General features: G+C 71.3%; 22 protein-coding genes and 2 pseudogenes. 12 read left to right on the forward strand and 12 right to left on the reverse strand.

The annotated features are described in order from the left end of the window. Positions 1–126: 126 nt before the first annotated feature. Complete coding sequence (locus OG371_RS32460) at positions 127–1,125, reverse strand: LacI family DNA-binding transcriptional regulator (RefSeq protein WP_329073335.1); 999 nt, start codon at positions 1,123–1,125, stop codon at positions 127–129. A 311-nt stretch (positions 1,126–1,436) separates the two neighbouring features. On the opposite strand from OG371_RS32460, the gene OG371_RS32465 reads away from it, so the two are divergent. From OG371_RS32465 to OG371_RS32475, 3 genes are all read left to right on the forward strand, one after another. Then, positions 1,437–4,193 (forward strand): glycoside hydrolase family 78 protein, encoded by a 2,757-nt coding sequence (locus tag OG371_RS32465; RefSeq protein WP_329059352.1) that lies wholly within the window; start codon positions 1,437–1,439, stop codon positions 4,191–4,193. A 193-nt stretch (positions 4,194–4,386) separates the two neighbouring features. Continuing rightward, positions 4,387–6,051: a peptide-N4-asparagine amidase gene (locus OG371_RS32470; protein ID WP_329059354.1), complete on the forward strand. Its 1,665-nt coding sequence runs from the start codon at positions 4,387–4,389 to the stop codon at positions 6,049–6,051. 53 nt (positions 6,052–6,104) lie between these two features. Further along, positions 6,105–7,379 carry a cytochrome P450 gene (locus tag OG371_RS32475; protein WP_329059356.1) on the forward strand — a complete coding sequence of 425 codons (1,275 nt, stop codon included), beginning with the start codon at positions 6,105–6,107 and terminating at the stop codon, positions 7,377–7,379. A 190-nt stretch (positions 7,380–7,569) separates the two neighbouring features. Here OG371_RS32475 and OG371_RS32480 read toward each other — a convergent pair whose 3' ends face one another. The 3 genes from OG371_RS32480 to OG371_RS32490 form a co-directional block, all read right to left on the reverse strand. Continuing rightward, positions 7,570–8,196: an alpha-ketoglutarate-dependent dioxygenase AlkB family protein gene (locus OG371_RS32480; RefSeq protein WP_329059358.1), complete on the reverse strand. Its 627-nt coding sequence runs from the start codon at positions 8,194–8,196 to the stop codon at positions 7,570–7,572. 73 nt (positions 8,197–8,269) lie between these two features. Further along, positions 8,270–8,812 carry a DUF3558 family protein gene (locus OG371_RS32485; RefSeq protein WP_329059360.1) on the reverse strand — a complete coding sequence of 181 codons (543 nt, stop codon included), beginning with the start codon at positions 8,810–8,812 and terminating at the stop codon, positions 8,270–8,272. Between the two features lie 50 nt (positions 8,813–8,862). Beyond that, entirely contained in the window at positions 8,863–10,182 is a 1,320-nt protein-coding gene (locus tag OG371_RS32490) for an outer membrane protein assembly factor BamB family protein (RefSeq protein WP_329059362.1), read from the reverse strand. A gap of 102 nt (positions 10,183–10,284) precedes the next feature. On the opposite strand from OG371_RS32490, the gene OG371_RS32495 reads away from it, so the two are divergent. Further along, positions 10,285–13,242, forward strand: coding sequence for an AfsR/SARP family transcriptional regulator (locus OG371_RS32495; RefSeq protein WP_329059364.1), 2,958 nt, complete (start codon positions 10,285–10,287; stop codon positions 13,240–13,242). Positions 13,243–13,249: 7 nt separating this feature from the next. Here the strand turns inward: OG371_RS32495 and OG371_RS32500 are convergent, their stop codons facing one another. Further along, on the reverse strand, positions 13,250–13,861 hold the full coding sequence (locus tag OG371_RS32500; protein ID WP_329059366.1) for a LysE family translocator: 612 nt from the start codon (positions 13,859–13,861) through the stop codon (positions 13,250–13,252). Positions 13,862–13,966: 105 nt separating this feature from the next. On the opposite strand from OG371_RS32500, the gene OG371_RS32505 reads away from it, so the two are divergent. Next, positions 13,967–14,419: an Lrp/AsnC family transcriptional regulator gene (locus OG371_RS32505; protein WP_329059368.1), complete on the forward strand. Its 453-nt coding sequence runs from the start codon at positions 13,967–13,969 to the stop codon at positions 14,417–14,419. Between the two features lie 32 nt (positions 14,420–14,451). Next, complete coding sequence (locus OG371_RS32510) at positions 14,452–14,862, forward strand: nitroreductase family deazaflavin-dependent oxidoreductase (RefSeq protein WP_329073336.1); 411 nt, start codon at positions 14,452–14,454, stop codon at positions 14,860–14,862. A gap of 3 nt (positions 14,863–14,865) precedes the next feature. On the opposite strand, the gene OG371_RS32515 is transcribed toward OG371_RS32510, so the two are convergent. Beyond that, a complete protein-coding gene (locus OG371_RS32515; protein ID WP_329059370.1) occupies positions 14,866–15,756 on the reverse strand; it encodes an oxidoreductase in 891 nt (296 codons plus the stop codon). Between the two features lie 31 nt (positions 15,757–15,787). Continuing rightward, positions 15,788–16,501 (reverse strand): annotated as a pseudogene (locus OG371_RS32520) (oxygenase MpaB family protein); the annotation flags it as partial. 54 nt (positions 16,502–16,555) lie between these two features. Here OG371_RS32520 and OG371_RS32525 point away from each other — a divergent pair. Then, positions 16,556–16,843, forward strand: coding sequence for a transposase (locus tag OG371_RS32525; RefSeq protein WP_329057890.1), 288 nt, complete (start codon positions 16,556–16,558; stop codon positions 16,841–16,843). After that, entirely contained in the window at positions 16,840–17,724 is an 885-nt protein-coding gene (locus OG371_RS32530) for an IS3 family transposase (RefSeq protein WP_329057889.1), read from the forward strand. Before OG371_RS32525 ends, OG371_RS32530 begins: the two co-directional genes overlap by 4 nt. A gap of 33 nt (positions 17,725–17,757) precedes the next feature. Here OG371_RS32530 and OG371_RS32535 read toward each other — a convergent pair. Continuing rightward, a pseudogene (locus OG371_RS32535) lies at positions 17,758–18,264 on the reverse strand (oxygenase MpaB family protein); the annotation flags it as partial. A 250-nt stretch (positions 18,265–18,514) separates the two neighbouring features. On the opposite strand from OG371_RS32535, the gene OG371_RS32540 reads away from it, so the two are divergent. Then, positions 18,515–19,678: a TetR/AcrR family transcriptional regulator gene (locus tag OG371_RS32540; RefSeq protein WP_329059372.1), complete on the forward strand. Its 1,164-nt coding sequence runs from the start codon at positions 18,515–18,517 to the stop codon at positions 19,676–19,678. A gap of 6 nt (positions 19,679–19,684) precedes the next feature. Here the strand turns inward: OG371_RS32540 and OG371_RS32545 are convergent, their stop codons facing one another. Then, positions 19,685–20,275, reverse strand: coding sequence for an ArsR/SmtB family transcription factor (locus OG371_RS32545; RefSeq protein WP_329059374.1), 591 nt, complete (start codon positions 20,273–20,275; stop codon positions 19,685–19,687). A gap of 153 nt (positions 20,276–20,428) precedes the next feature. Here OG371_RS32545 and OG371_RS32550 point away from each other — a divergent pair, with 153 nt between their 5' ends. Continuing rightward, positions 20,429–21,034 (forward strand): hypothetical protein, encoded by a 606-nt coding sequence (locus OG371_RS32550; RefSeq protein WP_329059376.1) that lies wholly within the window; start codon positions 20,429–20,431, stop codon positions 21,032–21,034. Here OG371_RS32550 and OG371_RS32555 read toward each other — a convergent pair. Further along, positions 21,015–21,995, reverse strand: a complete 981-nt coding sequence (locus OG371_RS32555; RefSeq protein WP_329059378.1) for an RluA family pseudouridine synthase — start codon at positions 21,993–21,995, stop codon at positions 21,015–21,017. The two genes, OG371_RS32550 and OG371_RS32555, sit on opposite strands and share 20 nt — an antisense overlap. A 54-nt stretch (positions 21,996–22,049) precedes the next feature. Next, entirely contained in the window at positions 22,050–22,439 is a 390-nt protein-coding gene (locus OG371_RS32560; protein ID WP_329059380.1) for a DUF5313 domain-containing protein, read from the reverse strand. A gap of 119 nt (positions 22,440–22,558) precedes the next feature. Here OG371_RS32560 and OG371_RS32565 point away from each other — a divergent pair, with 119 nt between their 5' ends. Together OG371_RS32565 and OG371_RS32570 are read left to right on the forward strand one after the other, a co-directional pair. Next, positions 22,559–23,002: a MarR family winged helix-turn-helix transcriptional regulator gene (locus OG371_RS32565; protein WP_329059382.1), complete on the forward strand. Its 444-nt coding sequence runs from the start codon at positions 22,559–22,561 to the stop codon at positions 23,000–23,002. 197 nt (positions 23,003–23,199) lie between these two features. Then, entirely contained in the window at positions 23,200–24,093 is an 894-nt protein-coding gene (locus tag OG371_RS32570) for a TIGR03854 family LLM class F420-dependent oxidoreductase (protein WP_329059385.1), read from the forward strand. Here the strand turns inward: OG371_RS32570 and OG371_RS32575 are convergent, their stop codons facing one another. Further along, positions 24,094–25,623: an MDR family MFS transporter gene (locus OG371_RS32575; RefSeq protein ID WP_329059387.1), complete on the reverse strand. Its 1,530-nt coding sequence runs from the start codon at positions 25,621–25,623 to the stop codon at positions 24,094–24,096. Positions 25,624–25,696: the final 73 nt, after the last annotated feature.

Genomic DNA, 25,696 nt, shown 5'->3' on the forward strand with positions numbered 1-25,696 from the left:
AGAGCAGCAAGCTCGTCATACGACGGACGCCCATCCCCGCTCACGTGGTGATCATCGCAGAGCGACGATCACCACATGAACGGGGACCTGACTAGTTACCCGGCATGAACACTCACGAGTCATCGCTTACGCCGGGCGAACGCGGGTCGATTCGCGGACCACGAGTTCCGGGGTGAAGACGACCTGACGGCGTTCCGGTGGCTCGTCACCGGTCTCCGCGACCAGGAGGCTCGCGGCGGTGCGGCCGAGGCGCAGGGCGGGCTGGCGCACCGACGTCAGCGGGACCGCCGCCGCGCCGGCGAACTCGATGTCGTCGTAGCCGACGATCGCCATTTCGGCCGGGACGCGGACGCCCGCGCCGACCATCGCCTGCAGCACGCCGAGGGCGAGCAAGTCGTTGGCGCAGAACACGGCCGTCGGGCGGGGGCTCATGCCGAGCAGACGCGCGCCGGCGTCGCGGCCCGAGGTGACGTCGAGGCCGATCGCCTCCAGCACGGACAGCTCGGCGCCGGAGCCGGCCAGCCCCGAGCGCACGCCGCGGTCCCGGTCGCGGCACTGGGTGAGCAGCATCGGGCCGTTGACGAACGCGATCCGCCGGTGCCCGGTCTCCAGCAGGTGCCGCGCCGCCAATTCCCCGCCGGCGACGTCGTCCACCGACACCGAGCTGGCGTCCTCCGCGGGCACCTTGCGGTCCACGAACACATACGGGATCCCGCTGCGCCGGAACGCCTGCATCGCGTCGCCCGCCGTGTCGACCGGGCTCAGCAGCACCCCGCGGACCCGCTGCTCGGCGAGCATCGCGAGGTAGGACGCCTCGGTCTCCACCCGCTGGCTGCTGTTGCAGGTGATGATGTTGAGGCCCTCGTCGTGCGCGGCCTCCTCGGCGCCGCGGGCGACGTCGACGAAAAACGGGTTGCCGAGGTCCAGCACCAGCAGCGCCAGGATCCGGCTGCGGCCCGCGCGCAGCTGCCGCGCGGACTCGTCGCGGACGTAGCCCAGCTCCTGGATCACCGACAGCACGCGGTTGCGCGTGGCGGCGGCGACCACGTGCGGCCGGTTGACCACATTGGACACCGTGCCGATCGAGACGCCGGCCTGCCTGGCCACGTCCTTGATGCCGACCACGGCCCTCATCTCCCCTCGAGAACTCAAGGCCCAGCGTAACACGCATATGAAACGTTTCAAGGACGAGGGTTCCCGGCGCGTCGGCGAGGATTCCGCCCGAGTGCGGGGGCTCCGAAAGCGAGGCCTGGCGGCGACGGTTTCCCGACGGTAGCCGAAACGGCCGGGCTCGGCCAGATCCGGCCCGGCGTGGCGCGGCCGGGGGTTGATTCCCTACGCTTCGACTGGTTACGCTCGCCCGGCCCGGTGATTGATACGTTTCAAGCCGAGGGTGCCCGCCACTGGACGGGCCGCCCCGCGTCAAGGAGGACGCCTTGGCCGTCAGCGTCGTCGCAGCTGTCCGCTTCGAACACCTCGATCCCGCGCTCGGCGTCGGCACGGCCGAACCGCGGATCTCCTGGCAGGTCCGGACCGAAGACCCGGGCTGGGCGCAGACCGCGTACGAGGTGGAGCGAGACGGCGGCGCCCCCGTCCGCGTCGAGTCCGCCGAGCAGGTGCTGGTGCCGTGGCCGTTCGAGCCGTTGGCTTCACGGGCGCGCGCCGTCGTCCGCGTGCGCGTCGCCTCGGGGGAGAGCTGGAGCGATTGGAGCGAGCCGACGGCCGTCGAGGCGGGACTGCTCGACGCGGGGGACTGGACGGCCCGGTTCGTCAGCCCGCGCACCATCGGCGCGATCGGCGGGCGCGCGCCCGTCCTGAGTCGCAAGTGGACACCGCGCGCGACCGTCGCGTCGGCGCGGCTCTACGTCACCGCGCTCGGCGTCCACTCGGCCACGCTCAACGGCTCGCGGATCGGCGACGAGGTGCTCGACCCGGGCTGGACCAGCTACCGGAACCGGCTGCGGTACCGGACCCACGACGTCACCGCGCTGCTCGCCCAGGGTGAGAACCGGCTCGAAGTGCTGCTGGGCAACGGCTGGTACCGCGGCCGCCTCGGCTGGACCGGCAAACGCGGCGTGTACGGCGACCGCGTGGCCCTGCTGGCACAGCTGGAAGTCCGCTACGACGACGGCACCACGGAGGTCGTCGCCACCGACGAGCAGTGGGCCGCGCACGAGAGCGCCGTCGTCGACAACGATCTCTACGACGGCCAGCGCACCGACCTCCGCCCGCATGAGTCCGTTGTGGACGGTGTGGAGGTGCTACCGGGCCCGCCTGGCGCGCTCGTCGCCCCGGACGGCCCGCCGGTCCGCGTGACGCAGGTGCTGCCGGCCCTCACCGTCTCGACCTCGCCGTCGGGCGCGACGCTGGTGGACTTCGGGCAGAACCTCGTCGGCTGGGTGCGGCTGAAGGTCCGCGGTGCGCGGGCCGGCCAGGAGGTGACCGTGCGGCACGCCGAAGTGCTCGAAGACGGCGAGCTGGGCACCCGGCCGCTGCGCAGCGCGAAGGCGACCGATTCGTACGTGCTCGACGACGCGGCCGAGGTGGTGCTGGCGCCGGAATTCACCTTCCACGGCTTCCGCTACGCCGAGGTCACCGGCGTCGAAGGCCTCGCCGCGGCCGACGCCGAGGCCGTTGTGGTGGGCAGCGACCTGCGCCGCACCGGCTGGTTCGGCTGCTCGGAGCCGCTGCTGGAGCGGTTCCACGAGAACGTGGTGTGGAGCATGCGCGGCAACTTCCTCGACCTGCCCACCGACTGCCCGCAGCGCGACGAGCGGCTCGGCTGGACCGGCGACATCCAGGTGTTCTCGCCGACCGCCTCGTTCCTCTTCGACACCGCCGGCTTCCTGTCGTCGTGGCTGAAGGACCTGGCCGCGGAGCAGTCCGACGACGGCTCGGTGCCGTTTGTGGTGCCCGACGTGCTGCACACCGAAGCACCCGCAGCGACGGCGTGGGGCGACGCGGCGACCGTCGTGCCGTGGGTGCTGCACCAGCGCTACGGCGACGTCGAGGTGTTGCGGCGGCAGTTCCCCAGCATGCGTGGCTGGGTCGACCGGATGGCCGCGGCGACTACTGACGGCGTCTGGGCGGGCGGCTTCCAGTTCGGCGACTGGCTGGACCCGGACGCGCCGCCGGACAACCCGTTCGCGGCGAAGACCGACCCGGACGTCGTCGCCACGGCTTACCTCGCGCACTCGGCGGGCATTGTCGCGGACGCCGCGCGCGTACTGGGCTTCGACGAAGACGCGGCGACGTACGCAGACATCGCCGCGCGTACGCGGGAGGCCTTCGCGCGGGAGTACGTCACGGCCTCCGGACGCGTCGTGAGCGACGCGCAGACGGCGTACGCGCTAGCGTTGGAGTTCGCGCTCCTGCCGGACGCCGGGCAGCGCGCCGTGGCCGCCGGCCGGCTCGCGGATCTGGTGCGCGCCAGCGGTTTCCGCATCGGCACCGGGTTCGTCGGGACACCGCTGATCGCGGACGCGCTGACCGCCTCGGGTGGTCCCGGCCTCGCGTACCGGCTGGTGCTGGAACGCGGTAACCCGTCGTGGCTCTACCCGGTGACCATGGGCGCCACCACGATCTGGGAACGCTGGGACTCGATGCTGCCGGACGGCTCGGTGAACCCGGGCGAGATGACGTCGTTCAACCATTACGCGCTCGGCGCCGTCGCGGACTGGCTGCACCGGACGGTCGCCGGGCTCGCGCCGTCGTCGCCGGGCTACCGCTCGCTGGAGGTCCGACCGCAGCCGGACGCGGCGCTGACCCACGCGTGGGCACGGCACGAGACGCCGTACGGCGAGGCCTCGGTGTCTTGGCGGCGCGAGGACCGCCGGTTCACGCTCGACGTCGTCGTCCCGGCGGGCGCTTCGGCCACCGTGCACGTGCCCGGCGCGGAGCCCGTCCACGTGACGCACGGGCGGCATTCGTGGACGGTGGCGGACCCTTGTGCCGGCGGTGAGGTCAAGCCGCGGACGGTGCGGGAGCTGATCGACGCGCCGGCGCTGTGGGCTTCGTACACCGACGTGCTGGTCGGTTTCGAGCTGGCCACCGACGCGGCCGACCTCGCCCGCCAGGCCGCGCCTTATCTGGACTTCGCCCCGGCCGAGCTGCCGGAGTTCCTGGCGCGCAAGGACTTCGCCGGGGCCGGCGCCCAGGCCCGGGCCGCGGTGGAGGCACTGCTGCCCGGCTGAGACTCCCGGCCTCGCAGCGTGGTTCGCGCCGGCTGGGGGAGCGAGGGGTGAGGGCGAGCCGCACCGCCGTCGTGGCTCGCCCTCACCCCTGGCCCTGTCCGGTTTCTGTCCGCCTGACCGGGCTTTCCCGCCGTTCGTCGGACGGATGGGCGGCTAGCATCAGCGTGGTTTGCTCATTCTGGGAGGAGCCCGGGTGCGGATTCTCGTTTTCCTGTCGACGGTCCTGCTGGCCTGGTTCCTGACCGGGGCGGTGGCCTCGGCCGGCCCGGTGCTGGAGGGCGATACGGACAACCCGGTCTCGCCCGCGCCCGCGGTCAGCCGCCCGGACACCCCGCACTGCACCGTCTCGCTGGCGGACAAGTTCCCGTCGAACGCGGCCGACGGCAGCCCGCAGACGTTCTCCGGCACGTTGACGCCGCCGAAGAGCTGCCCCGGGCCGTGGGCGAAGGTCGTGCTGGACCAGACCGTGACCGTCAGCGGCCGCCAGTACGACCGGATCGGTGACCTCCTGATCGGCGGCACCGAGGTGTGGTGGGGCACCACCGAGGAGCCCAGCGGCGAGGGCCACCGCGCGATCACGTACCACTTCGACAAGGACCTGACGCCGTACACCGCGCTGCTGCGCACTCCGCAGCCCTTCACCGGCGGCATCGGCAACTACACCTCCGACGTGTACACCGGCGTGTACGCGCAGACCGTCACGCTCACCTACTACCGCGCCGACCACGCGCACCCGGCGCCCGAGACCGCGGACCGCGTTGTCGGCTTCCCGCACGCCGACGCGTCGCCGGGCGCCGCGACCGTCCACTTCGCCGCGAAAGACCTGCCGCGCAACATCACCCGCGCCCGGCTCGAGGTGACGCTGGAGGGCGGCGCCTGCGACGAGCAGTGGTTCGACGACGTGCCCGACGAGGTCGCGGCGAAGTACCCGGCCGCGAACATGTGCGGGCACGGCCCGTTCCGCGAGGCGAACGCGGCCCTCGACGGCGCCCCGATCGGCGGCGTGCAGACGTTCCCGCACATCTACTCCGGCGGCATCGTGCCCACGCTGTGGCGGCCGGTGGTCGCGATCGGCACGTTCAGCCTGCACGCCGAAACGCTCGACCTCACGCCGTTCGCCGGGCGGCTCGTGGACGGCGGCGCGCACGACCTTTCGTTCACCGTGCCGGACATCGGCGGCTCCTGGAGCGTGGTGGCGACCCTGCTGCTCGACACCGACCAGCACGCCGCGCGCACGTCCGGCGCGCTGACGCAGGACGACGTCGCCCCGGTGGCGGCGAAGCAGACGGCGGTGAAGGACATCGCGGGCGGGGTGAACGCCACCGTGACCGCGCACCGCGACGACGTGACGGCGGGCTACGTCGACACCTCCGCGGGCCGCGTCTATACGCGGGTGGAGCGGACGCGGGACTACCGCAACAGCGACGACGTGACGGCCGCCGGCCTGACCCAGCACGTGGTGCAGTCCGACGCCGGAAAGCAGACCTCGGTGTCCACAGTGGACGGCAAGGTGCGCGCGGCGGCGCGGCACGACTGGTCGTACCCGCTCACGGTGGACGCCTCGGCGGCCAACTACGTCGACGACCAGAACTTCCGGCTCACCGGCGCGGTGGACATGACCATGCAGCTGTCGGACCTCACGGAGGAGGGACGCTCGTGGCGCCCGGTCTCGGGCTCGCGCGAGTGGCTGAGCTCGTCCGGGGTGCTGGCGCGCACGAACGGCGTCAACACGGAGTCGGACGGCAGCTCCCGCACCACGTACGCGGGCGCGGACGACCGAGGGCGGCCGTACTGGCACGCCATCACGACTGATCACGGCCTGGTCACGGCGGATGTCGGGATGCCGAACCGCGGGTGACGGCCGTCTCCGCCGTCATCACTCGTTCGGTGCAGTGGGGTAGTCTCGCCGCCATGGGGAGTCTCCGTTCGCGTGTCCTCGCCTGGGTCGGCCGCCGGTATCTCGCCCGGCAGCAGAAGCGGGGTTTCGACCTCGAAAAGATGGCCTTCCTGCCGGACACCGCGCTGATGCCGCTGCGCCGTGACGGCCTCGACCCCGTCGCCGAGCTGGGCGCTGCGCGGGCCGAGGCGCCGATCCGGAAGCTGGACATGCCGTTCGGCCTGAACGCGTGGCTCGTCACGGGGTACGAGGAGTCCAAGGCCGTCCTGGGCAAGGTGTCGGAGTTCAGCAACGACTTCACCAACCTGGTCGGCAACGCCGGCGTCACCGCGGACCAGAACCCGGGCGGCCTGGGCTTCGCCGACCCGCCGGTGCACACGCGGCTGCGCAAGCTGCTGACGCCGGAGTTCACCATGCGCCGGCTCAGCCGGCTGACCCCGCGGATCGACGCGATCGTGAACGAGCAGCTCGACGCGATGGCCGCCACCGAGGGCCCGGTCGACCTGTGGGAGCAGTTCGCGCTGCCGATCCCGTCGCTGGTGATCTGCGAGCTGCTCGGCGTGTCCTATGAGGACCGCGCCGACGTCCAGCGGCTGAGCACCGCGCGGTTCGACCTGTTCGGCGGCGCGGGCGCCTCGCTCGGCGCGATGTCGGAGTCGCTGGAGTACCTGCTGGAGGTCGTCCGCAAGCAGCGCGCGGAGCCGGGCGACGGCCTGCTCGGCATGCTGATCAAGGACCACGGCGACGAGATCAGCGACCAGGAGCTGGCCGGCCTCGCCGACGGCGTCCTGACCGGCGGCCTGGAGACCACCGCCAGCATGCTCGCCCTCGGCGCCCTGGTCGTCCTGCGCAACCCGGCGGCCTTCGACGCCGCCAACGGCGACGAAGACGCGGTGCACCGTTTCGTCGAGGAACTGCTGCGCTACCTGGCCGTGGTGCAGATGGCGTTCCCGCGTTTCGCCAAGCAGGACATCGAGATCGAAGGCGTCCACATCGGCGAGGGCGACATCGTGCTGGCTTCATTGTCCGGCGCCAACCGCGACGCGGTCCTGGGCGCCGACATGGAAAGCTTCGACCCCACCCGCGAGCCGACCTCGCACCTGGCGTTCGGCTACGGCGCCCACCGCTGCATCGGCGCGGAGCTGGCCCGCATGGAACTGCGCACGGCTTACCCGGCGCTGGTGCGGCGCTTCCCGAAGCTGCGCTTGGCGGTGGAACCGGAGGAACTGACGTTCCGCAAGGTTTCGATCGTTTATGGGCTGGATTCATTGCCAGTACTGGTGGACTGAGTCCGGCTGTTCACGGCTTGGTGGCTCGCGGCCGGGTCGCTTCGCCCTTCGGCGGTTCGACTGGCCGGGCGAGCCCGCGTTGCCGCTGATCGGCGCAGGCTCAGCGGCCCCTGCGAGGTGGCGAACTCGGCCGCAGTGGAGCCTGCTGCGTGCGGCGCGTTCCGTTGCGGTGCCGAGGACAAATGCAGGTTCAGCGAACCCCACGAGGCCGGAACTGGATGCTGATCCGCGGTCCCACCCCCTTGGCCGTCTTGGGGATCGCGTGTTCCCAGGTGCGTTGGCAGGAGCCGCCCATGATGATCAGGTCGCCGTGGCCCAGGGGGTAGCGGTGGGATTCGCCGCCGCCGCGGGGGCGTAGGGCCAGGACGCGGGGGGAGCCGACCGAGAGGATGGCGACCATGGTGTCCTCGCGGCGGCCGCGGCCGAGGTTGTCGCCGTGCCAGGCGACGCTGTCGCGGCCGTCGCGGTAGTAGCAGAGGCCCGCGGTGCGGAACGGTTCGCCCAGCGAGGCGGCGTAGTGCGCGCTCAGCGCCTCCCGTGCCGAGGTCAGCACCGGGTCGGGCAGGGGCGCGTCCTCGCCGTAGAAACACAACAGCCGCGGCACGGCCACGACCCGGTCGTACATCTGCCGCCGCTCCTCCTGCCACGGGACTTGCGCGGCGAGCCGGCTGAACAGTTCCCCGGACCCGGACAGCCAGCCGGGCAGCACGTCGATCCACGCGCCGTCGCCCAGCTCCGTGCGCCGGACCGCGCCGAGCGGGCCCAGCTCGGCCGGCCCGGAGTCGCCGAACAGCGAACCCTGCAGTGCCTGTGTCATGACGAGCAGTCTACACGATCACTCGAACATACGTTCGGGTCGGCCGGACATGGCACCCGGCCGCCGCCGTGGTTCAGGCCGGCAGCCGGCCCGCGACGACCGTGGCCGCCTTCATCACGAGGTCACACGCCTTGGCCTGGTCTCCCTCGTGCGAGGTGACCCCGACCCGCACGTACTCGTCAGCGGTCACGTCCATGAACACCATGCAGCTCTTCGCGGTGCCGACCTCCATGGGCGAGGTCGCCGCGTGGTGCCCGGCGATGTCGGGCAGCGGCTTGGCCAGGGAGCCCTCGAAGTCCATCTCGTGGCCTTCCTGGTCGTTGTCGATGATCGTGACGCTGTAGTCGTTGCCCGCGCACACCGGGTGCAGGTCCGTGCGGCGCTCCGGCGTGACGGTGGGGTCCTGGTCGAGCTCCGGCACGTCGGCCGGCTTGAGCAGGGTGCACGGATCGGTGCCCGCGAGCGGCGTGCCGGTCTTGCCGGAGCCACTCGCGGGGGCCGCGGCGCTGCTGTCCCCCGTCGCCGGGCCGGCGGAGCCCTGCGGGGACTTGTCGTTGCAGGCCGAGAGCCCCAGCGCACAGGCCAGGACCGCGGCCGCCACCATCGCACGTCGCATTGAGTTTTCCCTCGAATCCGGTTGTGTCTTCGACGACGGGCGCGAAAGCGCTACTTCTTCACCGGATAGGCCATCGGGGTCCGGTTGTCGCCGTCGGAGACGCCGATCGCCGCGTACTCGCTCACCCAGTACGGTTCGACACCGACCTCAGTGGACAGATCCTTCCCGGTCTTGGCGTCGAGCGTGATCGCCTTCCCGCCCTGGGTGGTGCCGTACAGAACACCGTGCCAGGCAACGAGAACGCCGGGCGCGACCCGGTTGGCGGCCTGGTCGGGCAGGCTCCAGAGCTTACGCGCGGTCGCGGCGTCATAACCGGTCAGCACCCCGGATGCGGAGCAGGTCAACACGGACTGCTGATCGTAGAAGCAGTCACCGTAGCTGGAGGCCGCATAGCCGTAGTCGCCGGTGAGCCGGGCCTTTTCGGCGCCGGTGGCGGGGTCGAGGAACACCAGGAACGTACCGCCGTGGACGTTCTGCTCGATCTGCGCCTTCTGGTCGACCACGACCAGCGCGGGATCGGACGAAACGAGGTCGAGCGAGTAGGAATCCTTGGCAGCGGTCCATTTCTCCTGCCCCGTCACGACGTCGAGGGCGGTGATCTGGCTCGTGGAGCTGGTCTTGTTGTACTGGACCCCCGCCAGGACGTCGCCGTGGACGCTGCCGCCGGTGTAGTCCGGGCGAGTCCACAATGTCTTGCCGGTGGCCGGGTCCAGGCCGACCGTGATGTGGGCCTCGTCCTTTTCGTAACTGGCGACGACGGCCTTGTCGGTAACCCCGACGACCTTGGTGACCGCGTTGGTGGCGTCGGCGTACTCGTCGGTGGAGACCTTGGTGTCGGCCTGCCACGCCTTCTTGCCGGTGGTGGCGTCGGCGGCGAGCACCGTCAGCGCGACGTAGCCGGGTGTCGTCCCCTGCTCGGGGAACTGGACCGGGACCGCCGCGGCGGCGAGCTTGTCCGTGACCACGGGCGGCCGCGGCGCGCTGGTGTTGACGAACGGGCCGCTCTGGTTGTTCGGGTCGGCGGGTGCGCCTTCGATCGGCGCGGCCCACTGCTGCTTGCCGGTGAGCACGTCCACGGCGGTCAGCCCGGTCGGCGCCACGATGTAGGCCGTGCGGTCGCGCAGGGTGAGGAACCGCGCGGTGACGCTGCCCCCGATGTTGGTGCTGAACGCCGTGGTGGGCAGGGCGACGCCCGCGGCCGCGTCGAACGCGGTGGGCGGGTCGGCCGTCTTGGCCGCCGGGGGTTGCCTGGAGGGGGTGACCACATCGGACTGGGGAGACCGGGGTGACTGCGGGCTCGGCCCGCTGCTGCAGCCACCGGCTGTGATCACCACCGCCAGGCAGGTCAGGATGGCTGGTACTCGCCGCATCTGTGTGTTCTCTCCCCAAAAGTGCTGCTCCGGGCGACCGGCCCCACAGTAGGCAAACGGGTCAAACAGCTTTCTAACACTCGCGTAAAGTACCGATCGGTTATGGACTTCTCAGTGCTCGGACCGGTGCGGGCGTTCCTGGACGGGCGCCCCGTTCCCCTCGGCGTGCGCAAGCAGCGGTTCGTCCTCGCGGTGCTGCTGCTGGAGGCCAACAAGCATGTGCCCGCGGACCGGCTGATCGACCTGATCTGGCCCGAAGGCGAGGCGCCGAACACCGCGCGGGCCGTCATCCACACCCAGATCAGCCGCCTGCGAGCGACCTTCGCCGGGAGCCAGGACGTCACGCTCGTGCGTGAAGGATCCGGCTACGAATTGCGCATCGATCCCCTGCGGGTCGACGTGTTCCGGTTCCGCGCCCTGTGCACGCGCGCCCGGGCCGCCATCGGGGAACGCCGGATCGAGCTGCTGGAGGAGGCGCTGGCGCTCTGGGAGGGCCCGGCGCTCAGCGCGCTGGCGACCGAGGACGTCCGGCTCCGGGTGGCCGCGCCGCTGGAAGAGGAGCGGCTGGGCGCGCTGGAGGACCGGTTCGAGGCGTACCTGGGGCTCGGCCGCGAGATCGAGGTCATCCACGAACTCGCCGAAGCGGGCGCCGAGCACCCGCTGCGCCAGCAGCTGGTGGCCAAGCTGATGCTCGGCCTGCACCGCCTGGGCCGCACGCCCGAGGCGCTGGCCGCCTACCAGCGGCTCTACCAGCAGCTCGACGAGGAACTGGGCATCGAACCGGCGCCCTCGGTGCGTCAGCTCCAGGTGCGGATCCTGCGTGACGACCCGTCGCTCCTGCCGTTCACCGGGCCCCGCCAGCTGCCGCCGGACGTCGACCACTACATCGGCCGTGACGATCACCTGGACACCCTCGCGGGCCTGTTCGATCCCGGCCGCCAGGGCCTGGCCGTGGTCGCGATCACCGGCAAGCCCGGGCTGGGCAAGACCGCGCTCGCGGTCCGGGCCGCGCACCGCCTGGCTGCGCGGTTCCCCGACGGGCAATTATTCGTCGACCTGCACGGCGCCGGCTCCCGGCCGCGTGACCCGGCGGAAGTCCTCGCCCGGTTCCTGCGTGACCTCGGGGTGGCCGGCCCGGATCTCCCGGCGTCGCTGGAGGAGCGGATCGGGCTGTTCCGCGACCGCACCGCGACCCGCCGCGTCCTGGTGGTCCTGGACAACGCGGCCGGCGAGGAGCAGCTGCGCCCGCTGGTTCCGGGGAGCCCGGAGTGCGGGGTGCTGATCACCAGCCGCCGCCGGCTGACCGGGCTGGACCTGCGTGGCCTGATCGACCTCGACGGCCTGGCCGACGCGGACGCCCTCGCGCTGCTGGCCGATCTCGAGCCCCGGGTCCCGGCCGGGGACGAGGCCGCCCGCAAGATCGTCCGGCTCTGCGGCGGCCTGCCGCTGGCGCTGCGGATCGTGGGCACGAAACTGCGGTCCCGCCCGCACCAGACGGTCGCCGATCTGGCCGCGCGGCTGGCGGACGAACGCGATCGGCTGGACGAGCTGGTCGGCGGCGACCGGGAGGTCCGGGCCAGCTTCCTGCTCAGCTACACCGGGCTGGAACCCGCGCAGCAGCGCGCTTTCCGGCTGCTGGCGGCCATGCCGGACACCGGTTTCGCGGCCTGGGCGGCGGCCGCGGCGCTGGGGGAGGGCCTCCGGGCCACCGAACGCCTGCTGGAAAGCCTGGTGGACGTCAACCTGCTGGAGTGCGGACGCGGCGAGTTCACCCCGACCCGGTACCACTTCCATGACCTGATCCGCTTGTACGCCAAGGAAAAGCTCTCGTCACCGGATCGCGCGGCGGTCTGGTCGAGGCTCACCGACGCCTACCTGTACCTGGGGAACCGCGCGGACGCCCGGCTGGAGTTCGGCGGCCTGCACCAGTTCACCCCGCCGCCGCTGGCGCTGGACGCGCCCCGGCTGGTGGACGACGTGGAGCGGAACGCGGCGGCCTGGCTGGCGGACGAGCACGCCGCGATCGTCCACGCGGTGGAACTGTCGGCGGCGGCCGGCGACGAGCTGACGACCTGCCGGCTCTCGGCGACCGTGGCGGCCTTCCTGGAGCTGCGCGCCCAGTGGAGCGACCTGAAGCGCGTGGCGGAGCTCAGCCACGCCGCGGCGACCGGAATGGACAGTCCATACTGGACTGCGTACGCCCTGTTCGCACTCGGGCTGGCGGCCAGGGAGACGCGGGATTTCGCGACCGCGGAGAGTTCCTTCCGGGCCGGCCTGGCGATCCTGCCGCGCGCGGGCGACCCGTTGCTGGAGGTCGTCACGCTGTTGTCGGTGGGGGTGTCCCACCGGCTGCTCGGGCGCTGGGACGAGGCGGCGGGGTTCTTCACCGGCTGTCTGTCCAGATTGGACTCCCTGGCCGCGCCCCGGTGGCGGGCCTACACCCTGCGCGAGTACGGGGTGCTGCACCGTTACCGGGGCGAATGGGCGAAGGCGAAGGAGCTCTTGACCGAGGCCATCACGACGTACCGTTCGCTCGGCGACACCAGGTGGGAGGCGGCGAGCGGCCGCGAACTCGGGATCATCCACCAGGACGAGGGGAATCACGCGGCGGCGGTCGAGCAGCTGACGGCCAGCCTCGAAGCCCTTCGGAGCGTGGGCGACCACCGAAGGGAAGGCGCCACGCTGCGCTGCCTCGGCTGGGTGGCGCTGGAGGCGGGCAACCTTCCCGAAGCCCTCGCGTATGCCCGGCAGGCCCGCGAAACCCTCGGGCAGACGCTGGACACCCACGGCCTGGCCTGCGCGGAAGTCCTGTTGGGCGACATCCACCTCGCCCTGGGCGACCCGGCAGAGGGGCGCGCGCACCTGGACCGGGGCGTGGCCTACCTCGATACCTCCGGCGATCCCCGGTGGCGCGGAAAGTCCTTGCTCAGCCTGGGCCGCCACCTGGCCGCGGTGGGCGATCACGCGGGCGCCCGGGCGGCGTGGGAAAAAGCATCGGACGACCTGTCCCGGATCGGCGCCCACGAAGCCGCGACGGTGCGTGCCCTGCTGGACCGGTGACGCCGTCTCAGGCCAGCTTCTCGACCAGTAACAGCACGCCGATCCCGATCATCGCGATGCCGGAAACCCGGATGACCACGCGGGCCGCGGCGGGGCGGGTTTGCAGGACGGCCCGGGCGCCGGTCCCGATGCCGGTGTAGACGATCGCGCAGCTCGTCGTGTGCACGAGGCCGAGCAGCACGATCTGCGCGGCGACCGGCCAGCCGCCGTCCGGGTGGGTGAATTGCGGCAGCAGCGCCAGGAACAGCAGGAACACCTTCGGGTTCAGCCCACTGGTGCCGGCGCCCTTGAGGAGCTGCCGCGGCCACGACCCGGGCTCGGTTACGCCGGCCGTCACGGTCGCGGAGCCGGTGAGCGTGGTGATCCCCAGCCACAACAGGTACGCGGCACCGGCCGCGGTCAGCGCGGTCATCGCCCACGGCGAGTCCGTGACAACCGTCGCCACGCCGGCCGCCACTACCGCGGTCGCCGCGAGGTGTCCGAGCAGCAAGCCGCTCACCGCGGGCAGCAAGGTCCGGTGCCGCAGTCCCGCCGCGATCGCGTACGCCCAGTCCGCGCCCGGCGTCAGGATGAACACCAGCGACACCGCCCAGAACGCCGCGACCGTGCCGAACGCCATGGCTGACCTCCTGATTCGTGACCTCTCAGAAGGTTATGAGTGACAGCGCGAAATGTGCTGCCAAGTCGTGCCGGTATAGCCTCGGTCCGTGGAAGGATTGTGGTGATGGACGCCGTTGATCGAAAGATTCTTGCCGAGCTGCAGCAGGACGGCCGGCTGACGGTCACGGAGCTGGCCGAGCGCGTGCGGCTGAGCCTGTCCCCGTGCCACCGCCGGCTGCGCGCGCTGGAGGCGTCCGGGGCGATCAGCGGCTACCGCGCGCAGCTCGACGCCAACGCGCTGGGCCTCACCTTCGACGCGCTGGTGTTCGTCACCATGAGCCGCGCCGACCGCGACGCCATCGACGCCTTCGAAGGCGCCGTCGCCGAGGTCGTCAACGTCTTGCAGGCCCAACGCCTGTTCGGCGACCCGGACTACCTGCTGCGGGTGGTCGCCCGCGACCAGAACGCCTTCCAGGAGCTGTACGACACCAGCCTGGCCACCCTGCCCGGCGTCCTGCGCCTCAGCTCGACCCTGGTGATGAAGACGATCGTTGACAGCCGGCCGCTGCCCCTCTGAACTGAGGCGGAGCAAGGGAGATATACGTGGACATGCGGGCGATCAACCGGTCGGTGATCGAGGAGTTCCGGGCCGCGGGCGGCACGGTGGGCGGCCACCTGACCGGCAAGCCGATGCTGCTGCTGACCACCACCGGCGCGCGGAGCGGGCAAGCCAGGACGACCCCGCTGGCGTACGTGGCCGACGGCGCGGACCTGGTGGTGTTCGCCTCGAACCTGGGCGCGCCAAGGGATCCCGACTGGTTCCGCAATCTGGCGGCCTGCCCCGACGTCACGGTCGAGCGGGGTGACGAGCGGTTCGCCGCCCGCGCGACGCCCGCCGTGGGGGCCGAGCGCGAGCGGCTGTACGCACTGTTCGTCTCCCGCAACCCCGGCACCGAGGAACACCAGGCCAGGGCCGGCCGGCTGATCCCGATGGTCGTGCTGCGCCGAAGCGCCGGGTAACGGCTAGCCGGGTCCGTCGCTGGTCGCGGCGAGCAGGGGGACCACCAGCTCGCTGATCGGGGTCGGGATGCCATGCGCTCGCCCGCGGCGGAGCACGATCCCGTTCCGGACGTCCCATTCGAGCGGCCGGCCCGCCTCCCGGTCGGTCAGGATCGACGTGCCCATGTCGGCCGGGTAGGAGCGGAAGGCGTCGATCATTTCCCGGGGCAGCTCGTCGCCGAGGTCGGCGCCCTCGGCCCGGGCCACGGCGAGGCACTCTCGCAGGTACGCGACGCCGAGTTCGGCGAGGTCGTCGCGGGCGAACACTCCGGCGCGCCGGCCGGTGAGCGCCATCAGGCCCGCGACCGCGTTCTGCAAGAGCTTGCGCCACGCCGGCGTCGTGAAGTCGGCGGCCAGCTCGACCGTGCACAGACTTCCGGACAGCGCCTCGGAAACCGCGTGCGCCGGCTCGGTGTCCGGCACGGTCAGGCGGGCCTTGTCGCGCAGCCAGACGGAGCCGTCGGGCTGGGTCTGCGCCGGGAACCAGACGATGCTGGGCAGCACCCGGCCGTGCGCGATATGCGCGCCCACAACGGTTTCCTGCTCGACCCCGTTCTGCAGCACGCAGACCACGGTGTCCGGCCGGCACAGCGCGGCCAGCCAGGGCGCGGCCGCCTCGACCTGTGTCGACTTCACGGCCAGGAAAACCAGATCGGCCGGGTCAGCGCCCTCGGCCGCGTCAACCTGGACGGGGCCGGGCACCACGATCTGGTACGCGTCGGCGTGGAGCTCGAGCTGGGCACGGGCGGTGCGGCCGTACAGCCTGGGCGCGAGCCCGACCTGGTGCAGCGCCGCCGCGATGGTCGTGCCGATCGCGCCCGGGCCGACCACGGCGACGTTCGGGGTCGTTGTCATGGGGTGATTGTGCCCACTGACCGTGCGTGATTCAGGCCCCGGGGCGGTTCGCGACCGGGATCACGATCGGGGTCTGGGTCGGGGAGGTGCCGTTGTTGAGGAACAGCATCGCGATGGCCCGCACGAACTGGTCGAACGCGTAGAAACCGACCGGCGCGACGGGCAGCAGTCCTTCACGGAAGGCGATGTAGGCCGGCCAGCCGGTGCGGACCGCGGCGGCGGCCAGGTAATCGCGGGGCAGCTCGAGCCAGTCGGCGATCTGGTCGTTGAGCACGTAGCGCACGAACTCGTTGAGAAACCCGCGCGTGACGCCCAGATCGAGCTGCGCGGTGAGCCCGAGCAGTTCCTGGGCGAGGCTCTTGCCCTCGGTGGTCGGGGTGAGGATGGGGGTCAGGACCTGCGCCGACTGCGCGTCCGCGTCCGCCCAGGTCTTCGGGATGAACTCGTCCCGCACGCCGAGCAGGTGGATGGCGACCTGCCACATGTGCAGGAACGCCTCCTCTTCCGCGGCCGTCATCGGCACGTGCCATTCGAGCAGCTTCCGGTGCACGAAGGTGCCGAGGCTGTGGAAGGTGACCAGGATGTCGCCGTTGCTGATCGGGACCTTCTCGTCGGAGACCGCCCGCCAGTGCGCGGACTGCGGCAGCAGGTGCCGCACCCCGGCGTGCACCAGCCGGGTTTTGTTGGCCGTGACCACGAACTGGCCGGCCGGCTGGAAGGCGGTCAGCTCGCTGAGTGAGGTTCCCCCTTCGGGCCGGACACTCTGAGCCCAGACAGTGGTCTGGGGAAGGATGTCCTGGTGCCACGTCCGTCGAAGTATCCCGAGCAGTTCCGCAAGGACGCAGTCGAGTTGGTCCGCAACTCTGATCGTCCGCTGCGCCAGGTCGCCCGCGACCTGGGCGTGAACCACGAGACCCTGCGCAACTGGGTCAAGACCGCCGAGAAGCAGGCCGGGCAACCGTCCGCTGTGTCGGGCGCCGATCAGGACGAGCTGCGGACACTGCGTAAGCGGGTGGCGGAACTGGAGGTGGAGAAGGAGATTCTGCGGAAAGCGGCCGCCTATTTCGCGAAGGAGATGGGTCGTTGACCTGCAGCTACCGGTTCATCTCCGAACACCGCGCCAGCTTCGCTGTCGCACTGCTGTGCCGGGTCCTGGGTGTCCGCCGCCCCGGGTTCTACGAATGGATCGCAGCCGCCCCTGTCAGGGCCGCGCACGCCGCGACCGAGGAGGAACTGGCCACCGAGATCGCCGAGGTCCACACCGAGCACCGTGGGCGCTACGGCTGCCCGCGGGTCACCGTCGAACTGCGCCGCCGGGGCCGGGTGGTCAACCACAAACGCGTTGAACGGATCATGCGCCAGCGCCGGATCGTCGGGCTGACCCGCCGGCGCCGCCGGTCCCTGACCAAGCAGGACACGACCGCCGCACCGGCACCAGACCTGATCAGCCGGGACTTCACCGCCGACGCTCCCGGCGAGCGGTTCGTCGGCGACATCACCTACCTGCCCACCCAGGAAGGATGGTTGTATCTGGCGACCGTGCTGGACCTGCATACCCGGGAAGCGGCCGGTCACGCGATGGCTGAGCACATGCGTGCCGAGTTGGTATGCGATGCGGTCGATCTCGCCGTGGGACGTGGTCTGACCAGTGCTGATGCGATCTTCCACTCCGATCGTGGTTCCCAGTACACCTCCTCGACCTTCCGCGCCGCACTCACGGCGGCGGGTATGCGGCCGTCGATGGGGCGGGTCGGGTCGTGCTACGACAACGCCGTCGCCGAGTCGTTCTTCGCGACCCTCAAAACCGAGATCGGGACCCAGGTCTGGGCCACCCGCGACGACGCCCGCCGGGCAGTGTTCGCCTACCTCAGCTACTACAACCACGACCGTCTACATTCGACACTCGGATACCGAACACCCCACGAAACCCGCATCAGCTATCGTCAACCTATCGCCCTCGCGGCATAAAACCCCGGTGTCCGGATCCCGGGGGGAACCTCAGAGGTCGTAACCGAAGGTGAAAGTCTTGGCCGCACGGTCTTTCATGTTGGCACCGCCCGCGGACCAGTAGACCGATTTGGCCTCACGCGGGATCACCGTGCTCATGATGCCGCTGCCCAGGCCGTACAGCATGAACAGGTAAGTGTCCTTGCGGCGGTTGAAATCCGCGGCGAGGCGCAGCTTCGCGGGGTCGGCCCAGGACGGCAGCCGGTTGGCCTTGCCAAGCCAGCCGACGAGGTCGGCAGGCAGCCCGGACGGCAGTGGATCACTGTTGTTCAGCCACGAATGGAGCGCGGTGTTCACTGCCGGAACCTGGCCGTTGTCGATCAGCGCGGCCACCAGGTAGTCCACCTCGTCGTCCCAGACTGACCACGGATCGGTGCCCGTGCCGGTTCCGGCCACCGAGCCCGAAGCCGCCCAGGCCCACGTCGGGGTGACGCTCACGGCACCGGCGAGGCCCAGTGCGGCGCCGAGGGTGAGGACCCTCCTCCTGCTGAGATCTTCCATTTACTTACCTGCTTCCCTGAGGCCACGTTGCCTGAGCACCGAGCCGTTTCAGCTGATGCGAGGGTGTTGCGGGTTCGTCGTGAGATGTGATTCTCCATTAACATAGCGACCCGGGTCACGGCTCGGCAAGAGCTGCTCGGCCGGAACCGGTACCGGCGGTCCGGCCGGGACGATCCCGGGCGCCGGGCCCGGCTCGTGATTGACTGGCGCGCATGGCCTTGTCCGCTCCCGCGCCGGCCCGGGCGCCGTGGTGACCTCCGAGCCGGCCGCGGCCGTCCGGCCGCGCAACCGCCGGCAGCTCATCGTCGAAGCGGCCGGCCGGGTGTTCAGCACGCGCGGGTACCACGCGGCGTCGATGGAGGAGATCGCTTCCGCCGTCGGGATCACCGCCGCGGCGCTGTACCGGCACTTCCCGAACAAGTACGCGCTGTTCACCGAGTGCGCGAACGTGATGGCGGACCGGCTCGTCGCCGCGCTCGACGAGGTGCCGCCCGACGCGGCGCTGGCCGAGACGCTGGCCGTCGTCACCCAGGTGACCGTCGCCCATCGCGCGTCCGGCGGGGTGTACCGCTGGGAGGCGCGCTACCTCGAGCGTGAGGACCGGCAGCGGCTCAAGGCGAAGTTCGCCCACGTCGTCGGCCGGGTCGTCGAGGTGCTGCGGCGCGAGCACCCGAGGCCCGACGGGGATCTGCGGGCGGTGGCCGCCCTCGGCGTGATCGGGTCGATCACCATGCACCACACCTCGATCGCGAACCGCCGGGTGGAAAGCCTGCTGCTGACTTCCGCCGTGCAGGCGGCCACCAGCGAAGCCGCCGGGAGGGCGCGCCGCGTCGAACTGCCCACTCTGCCGGTGCCCCGGACCCGGCGCGCGGAGATCCTGGCGGCCGCGATCCCGCTGTTCGAACGGGACGGGTTCGCCAACGTCACGAACGGCCGGATCGCCGAGGCGGTCGGGGTGACCACGTCCGCGATCTACCGGCATTACCCCGGCAAGGCCGACATCCTGGCCGCGGCCTGCCTCCAAGCTGCGGGCCTGCTGGCGCAAGCGGTGGACCGGAACCTGGACGGAGTGGCGGATCCGCGCGCGGCCGTGGTCGCGCTGGCGGCGACGTACGTGGCGTACAGCTTCGCCCACACCGCGCTCACCAGCGTCGCCGAGGCCGAGATCATCGGCATGCCGGCCGCGTTGCAACGGCCGGTAGTGCGTGCCCAGCGTGAGCACATCGCGGTCTGGGAACAGCAATTGCGGCTGGCCCGGCCGGACCTCGACCCGCGCCAGGCCCGCGTCCTGGTGCACGCGGGCTTCGGTGTGGTGGTCGAAGCCGGGCGCCGGCTGCGGTGGTCGGACACCGAGGACCATCGCGCTGCCGTCACCGCGCTGGTGGTGGCCGCGCTGGGCCTCGCGACGGGCTGAGGCCGGTCATTCCTCAACGGGCGCAGCCGGTTTCGGATGCGCGGTCACCACCAGCCGGTGCGTGCGCGCGCCCGGGGCCGCTTCGTCGTGGTAGCGCGAAACGAGGCCGGCGACGAGCGCGGTCAGGTCCTCGGTGAACGCCGCGCGGTCGCGCGCCGAGCCGAACGCGATCTCGGTGTCGAGGGTCAGCGTCGGCAACGGCTGTTCCGCGCGCGCGGCGCGGCGGACCAGGCCCGCGACTTCCCGCACCGTGCGTCCCGCGACGGCGAGCTGGTAGGCCGCCGACAGCCGGTCCGGCTCGATCGCGCTCTGCCCGGCCTCGCCGAGGGCGGCGGGGGAGACGAGGTACGACGCGGCGGTGGCGGTGAAGAGCCGCTCGGTCAGCCCGCCCCACTGGCGCGAGCCCGCGGGCTCGACCAGGCCGTGGGTTTCCAGCGCGCGCAGGTGGTAGTGCACTTTCTGCCGCGTCAGCCCGAGGCGCGCGGCGAGCGCGGCGGCGGACGCCGGCTCGGTCAGCGCCGCGAGCAGCCGTGCCCGCACCGGGTCCAGAGCGACGGCCGCCGCGGCCGGGTCCTCGATCACCTCGACGTCATGCATGTCCTTGAGCCAAGCAGTGACAAACAAAGTCGTCAAGGGCCCCGGAACGGGTGCTTGTCTGTTTCCGCCCGTGCTCGTACAGTCATCACGCAGGTCCTGCAGTGGTCTGGACCTGTCCACTACCGCCGCCCTGATTTGCCTGGAGGTTGGCTAGTGCGCAGAAGACTTCGGATCGGCGGAGTGCTCGCCGGAGCCCTGTTCGGCCTGGCGGCGCTGACCCCGGTCGCGAGTGCGCAGGTGGGTACGGGGCCGTGGAACCCCTGGTCGCCGGGCTATGCGGAGCAGGAGCGCGGGTGCGGCCAGATCAGCGGCCTCACCTTCCAGCTCACCTGCTCCACCGGCAGCGGTGACCAGCGCGCCGAGCGGCGGTACGACACCTACACCGGCGGCACGCACCAGTTCGAGGGCTCGTTCAAGATCACCAGCATGAGCGGCGCGCGGATCAGCGTGAAGCAGACCTTCCGCGACGGCTCGAACGCGGGACCGTACTTCCTGCTGGCGGTCGAAAAGGGCGGCCGGATGTACGCGGTGGAGGGCGGGCAGACGCTGGCCAGCGGCGCCACCGTCGGGACCTCCGTGCGGGTCAACACGATCAACCAGGTCGGCAGCACGCACAAGGTCTACATCAACGGGTCGCTCAAACAGACCGTCGACAGCCCGAGCGGCAGCTACTACGACAAGATCGGCTCGTACCGGACCTCCAGCGGGGCCGGCCCGATCACCGTGCAGTGGAGCGGCGTCAAGTTCTGGACGAAGTGACCCCGCGGGCGGTGTCCCCGGTGCCCGCCGGGGGCGCCGCCCACGCCGCGGGGGAGTCCCATGAGGACAGTCGCAGCCCGCTGGTGAACCGCCGTGGCGCGCCGGTCAGCGGATCGTCGAACTCGAGCGTCTTCGCCAGCAGCTGCAACGGTTTCGTGAAGTCGTCGAGCGGGGTTTCGGTGAGCACGGGGTAGAAGCCGTCGCCGAGGATGGGGATGCCGAGCCCGTTCAGGTGCACGCGCAGCTGGTGCGTGCGGCCGGTGGCGGGCACCAGCCGGTAGCGGCCCAGCCCGTCGCGGTGCTCCAGCAGCTCCACGTACGTCTCGGCGTTCACCTCGCCCGGAACCTCTTGGGCGGCAAGCACTCCGCGTTCCTTGACGATCCGGCTCCGGACCGTGCGCGGCAGCTCCAGCGCCGCGTCGTACGGCGCGATCGCCTCGTACTCCTTGTGCACCAGGCGATCGCGGAACATCGTCTGGTACGCCCCGCGCGCGGACGGGGTGATCACGAACATCACCAGCCCGGCCGTCACGCGGTCGAGGCGGTGCGCGGGCGACAGCGCCGGCAGGTCGAGGTCGCGGCGCAGCCGGACCAGCGCCGTCTCGAGGATGTGCTGCCCGCGCGGGATGGTCGCGAGGAAATGCGGCTTGTCGACCACGAGCAGGTGCTCGTCGCGGTGCACGACGGAGATGCCGAACGGCACCGGCACCTCGTCGGGCAGGTCGCGGTGGAACCAGATGAACGTGCCGGGCTCGAACGCCGTGCCGACGCCGAGCGGGCCGTCCGGGCCGAAGATCCGCTCCTCCCGCAGCATTTCTTCGATCCGCTCGGGCGCGACGCGGGGCAGTCGTTCGACCAGGTGCTCCAGCAGCGTGCCCCACGGTCCCTCGTCGGGCAGCCGCAGCCGGGCCGGGTCGAGCCCGTGGCGTGGCGGCAGCGGGGCCGCGAGCTTGCGTCTCATCGGACGCCGAGTCTACTTGTGAGTGTTTGTGACGGTTCTAACCGTCATGAACACTCACGAGCCGTTTTGCCGGTAGATCGCGATGTAGCGGGCCTTCGCCTCGGCGTCCGCGGCGTCGAACGCCTCCTTGCGGATGCGCTTGCCGGTGCCCGGCGGGAAGCCGTTGCGCGAGAGCCGGTGGTCGATGCTCTCCTCCATGTACGCGCAGGAGTAGAAGTACGCCACCAGCGCGGCCATCAGCACGATCGCCAGCCGGAGCTGGATCGGGCCGGGCAGCAGCAGCCAGACCAGGCACAGCGGCGCGATGCCGACCGAGCTGCGCAGCACGTGCCGCGCCTTCCAGTGCTTCGACGTGGTGTCGTGCAGGACCCAGTCGCGGTACCGCTCGGGCAGCCGGCCGCCCACGGCGTACCAGAACCAGCGGAGCACTCCGGGACGTGTCATCTCGTCCTCCATCCTCGAGTTCCTCGGCTGATTACAGTGTACACTAATGATTAGTGCACTAACGATTAGTGTAGTCCAGCCCACTCCGCTAAGGTGGCGCGACGCGAGAAGGAGGACCAGTGGCCGAGATCGACCTGGGCGAGGACCCGTTGAAACTCGACCGTCAGGTGTGCTTCGCGCTGTCGGTCGCTTCGCGCAGCGTGATCGCGATCTACCGGCCGCTGCTCGAACCGCACGGGCTGACGCACCCGCAGTACCTGGTGATGCTCGCGCTGTGGGAGAAGGCGCCGAGGTCGGTGAAGGACCTCGCCGCGGCGCTGCGGCACGAGCCCGCGACGCTGTCCCCGCTGCTCAAACGCCTGGAAGCGATGGACTACGTGACGCGCGGCCGCAGCCGTGCCGACGAGCGGCAGCTGACCGTCGAGCTGACCGAGAAGGGCCGGGCGTTGCGCGCGGAGGCGGAGAAGATCCCGTACCGCGTGGTCGAAACGCTCGGCATGGAGCTGTCCGAGCTGGAGGCCCTGCACGCCGCGCTGGGCCGGGTGATCGCGGCGACCGCATAAACGTTCATGTACGGCTCTTGTACGGCGGTCTTCCACGATGAGCGGGCGGGCGCCGTCGCAGCGGCCACGGGTCCCGCGTTCCGAAGGCCTCCTTCCGGCCCCCATCCGGGAGGGGGCCTTCGTCTTTGCCCGCGGGAGTACCCGGCGGTCCCGCGGCGTTGCTCCAAGCAGACGGACACCGGTCGGAAGGAGCGAGTGTGGGCGAGGAACTGAAGGTCCGGCTGGGGGTCGCGCCGGCGCCGGGCACGGGTCCCGCGGAGTTCGCGGGGCTGGCCGAGACGCTGGAGGCGGCGGGGATCGACTCGCTGTGGCTGTCCGAGCTGGTTTACGCGCCGGAGGTCGACCCGTTGATCGGCATGGCGCACGCGCTCGCCCGGACGAGCAAGCTGAAGGTGGGCACCGGCGTCGCCATCCTGCCCGGCCGCAACCCCGTGCTGGTGGCGAAGCAGCTGGTCACATTGGCCGGGCTGGCGCCGAAACGGGTGCTGCCGGTGTTCGGCCTGCGCCCGGCGAACCCGGCCGAGCACACCCTGTTCCCGGTGCCGGAAGGCAAGCGCGCCAAGGTGTTCGACGAGTCCCTGACCCTGCTGCGGCTGTTGCTGGAACAGGACGACGTGTCGTTCGACGGCGAGTTCTTCCAGGTCGACGGCATCACCATCGGCCCGCGCCCGGCCAAGCGGCTGGACGTGTGGCTCGGCGGCAGCGCCCCGGCCGCGCTGCGCCGCGCGGGACGGCTGTCCGACGGCTGGCTCGGCAGCTTCCACTCGCCCTCGCAGGCGCGGGCCGCCCGCGTCGCCATCCAGGACGCCGCCGCCGAGGCCGGCCGCGAGATCGAGCCCGACCACTTCGGCCTGAGCCTGCTGGTGGCCACTGAGGGCGTGCCGGAGCGAATGGTGGCCGCCGCCGCGCAACGGCAGCCGGGCACGCCGATCACCGAACTCGTCGCGACGAGCTGGGCCGAGGCCCGGCGCCTGCTGGAACAGCACATCGACGCGGGGCTGTCGAAGTTCGTCCTGCGGCCCGGGCACTCGGGCGACTACCAGCGGTTCCTCGACGGCTTCCAGCGCGAACTGATGCCGTTGCAGAACTGATCAGTCCAAGAATTCCAGCTGGACCGTCTTGCGGGGCATCAGCACCAGCGCCACGACGCTGAGCACGGCGACCCCGACCAGCGCGAGGAACACGTTGTGCGTGGCGTCCGCGAGGGCGCCACGCACGAACCCCGCGGCGGCCGAATGGTCGGCGTGGCCGCCGAGCACCAGGCTCGTGGCGTCCACGCTGTCCGGCAGCTTGCCAGCCAGCTCCGCGGGCGGGTTCGCGAAACGGTTCGCCAGGGTGGCGTTGGCGATCGCGCCGAACAGGGCCGCGCCGACCGCGCTGCCGAGGGATCGGCTGAACATGTTGGTCGCCGTCACCACGCCGCGCCGTTCCCAGCCGACGGTGGACTGCACGGCCACCACGGTCGGGCTCGCGGCCAGGCCCAGCCCGATGCCGAGCACGAACGACGAGCCGGCCGCGGCCCAGATCGACGAGTCCGGCCCGAGGGTGGTGGTCAGCACCCCGCCGACGATGATGAACACGGCGCCGATCAGCGCCGTGTCGCGGAACCCGATCTTCATGTAGATCCGGCCGGAGAGTGAAGCGGCGAGCGGCCAGCCGATCGTCAGCGCGGCGAGGGCGAACCCGGCGGTGAGCGCGCCGGTGCCGAGCACGCCCTGGGCGTACGTCGGCAGGTACGAGCTCAGCCCCATCATCACCGCGCCGACCACCAGCGCGACCAGGCTGCCGCCGACGAGCGTACGCCGGGTGAACACCCACAGCGGCAGCACCGGCTCCTTCGCCCGTTGCTCCACCAGCACGAACGCGATCAGCGCCAGCGCGCCGGCGGCGAAGATCAGCAGGCTCGGCGCCGACGCCCAGCCCCACGCGACGCCGCCTTCCAGCAGCGCGAGGATCAGCGCCGTGCAGCCGAAGGTGAGCAGCGCGGCGCCGGCGTAGTCGATGCGGTGCCGGCTGCGCTCCACCCGCTCGGTGAACTTGCGGTAGAGCATCCAGGCGGCGATCGCGCCCAGCGGCAGGTTGACGAAGAAGATCCAGCGCCAGCTCAGGTACTCGGAGAACACGCCGCCGAGCGTCGGCCCGACCACCGACGCGATGGCCCACACGCCGGCCAGGTAGCCCTGGACCCGCGCGCGCTCCTCGACCGTGTAGAGGTCGCCGACCATGGTCATGCTGATCGGCTGCACCGCGCCGGCGCCGATGCCCTGCACCGCGCGCGCCGCGATCAGCACCGGCATGCTCCAGGCCGCGCCGCACAGCACCGAGCCGACCAGGAAGGCCGCGATGCCGAAGAACATCACCGGGCGGCGGCCGAGCACGTCGGCGAACTTCCCATACAGCGGGACGGTGACCGCCTGCGTCAGCAGGTACACCGAGAACAGCCAGGGGAACTGCGAGAACCCGCCGAGGTCGCGGACCACGGACGGGACGGCGGTGGCGATGATCGTGCTGTCCAGCGCGACCAGCCCGGTACTGAGCATGACTGCCGCCAGGACCGGTCCGCGCTCGGACCGCAGGCCGACGCCCTTCTTGGCCGTACTGGCCGGGACCGCCGTGTTCATGCGCCCAGCTCGGCGACGTCGGATGCCGCGGCGGCAGGCTGGTTCATCGGTCGTCTGCTCCTCGGGGTGCCCA

The organism is Amycolatopsis sp. NBC_01480, assembly GCF_036227205.1.
GTDB lineage: Bacteria > Actinomycetota > Actinomycetes > Mycobacteriales > Pseudonocardiaceae > Amycolatopsis.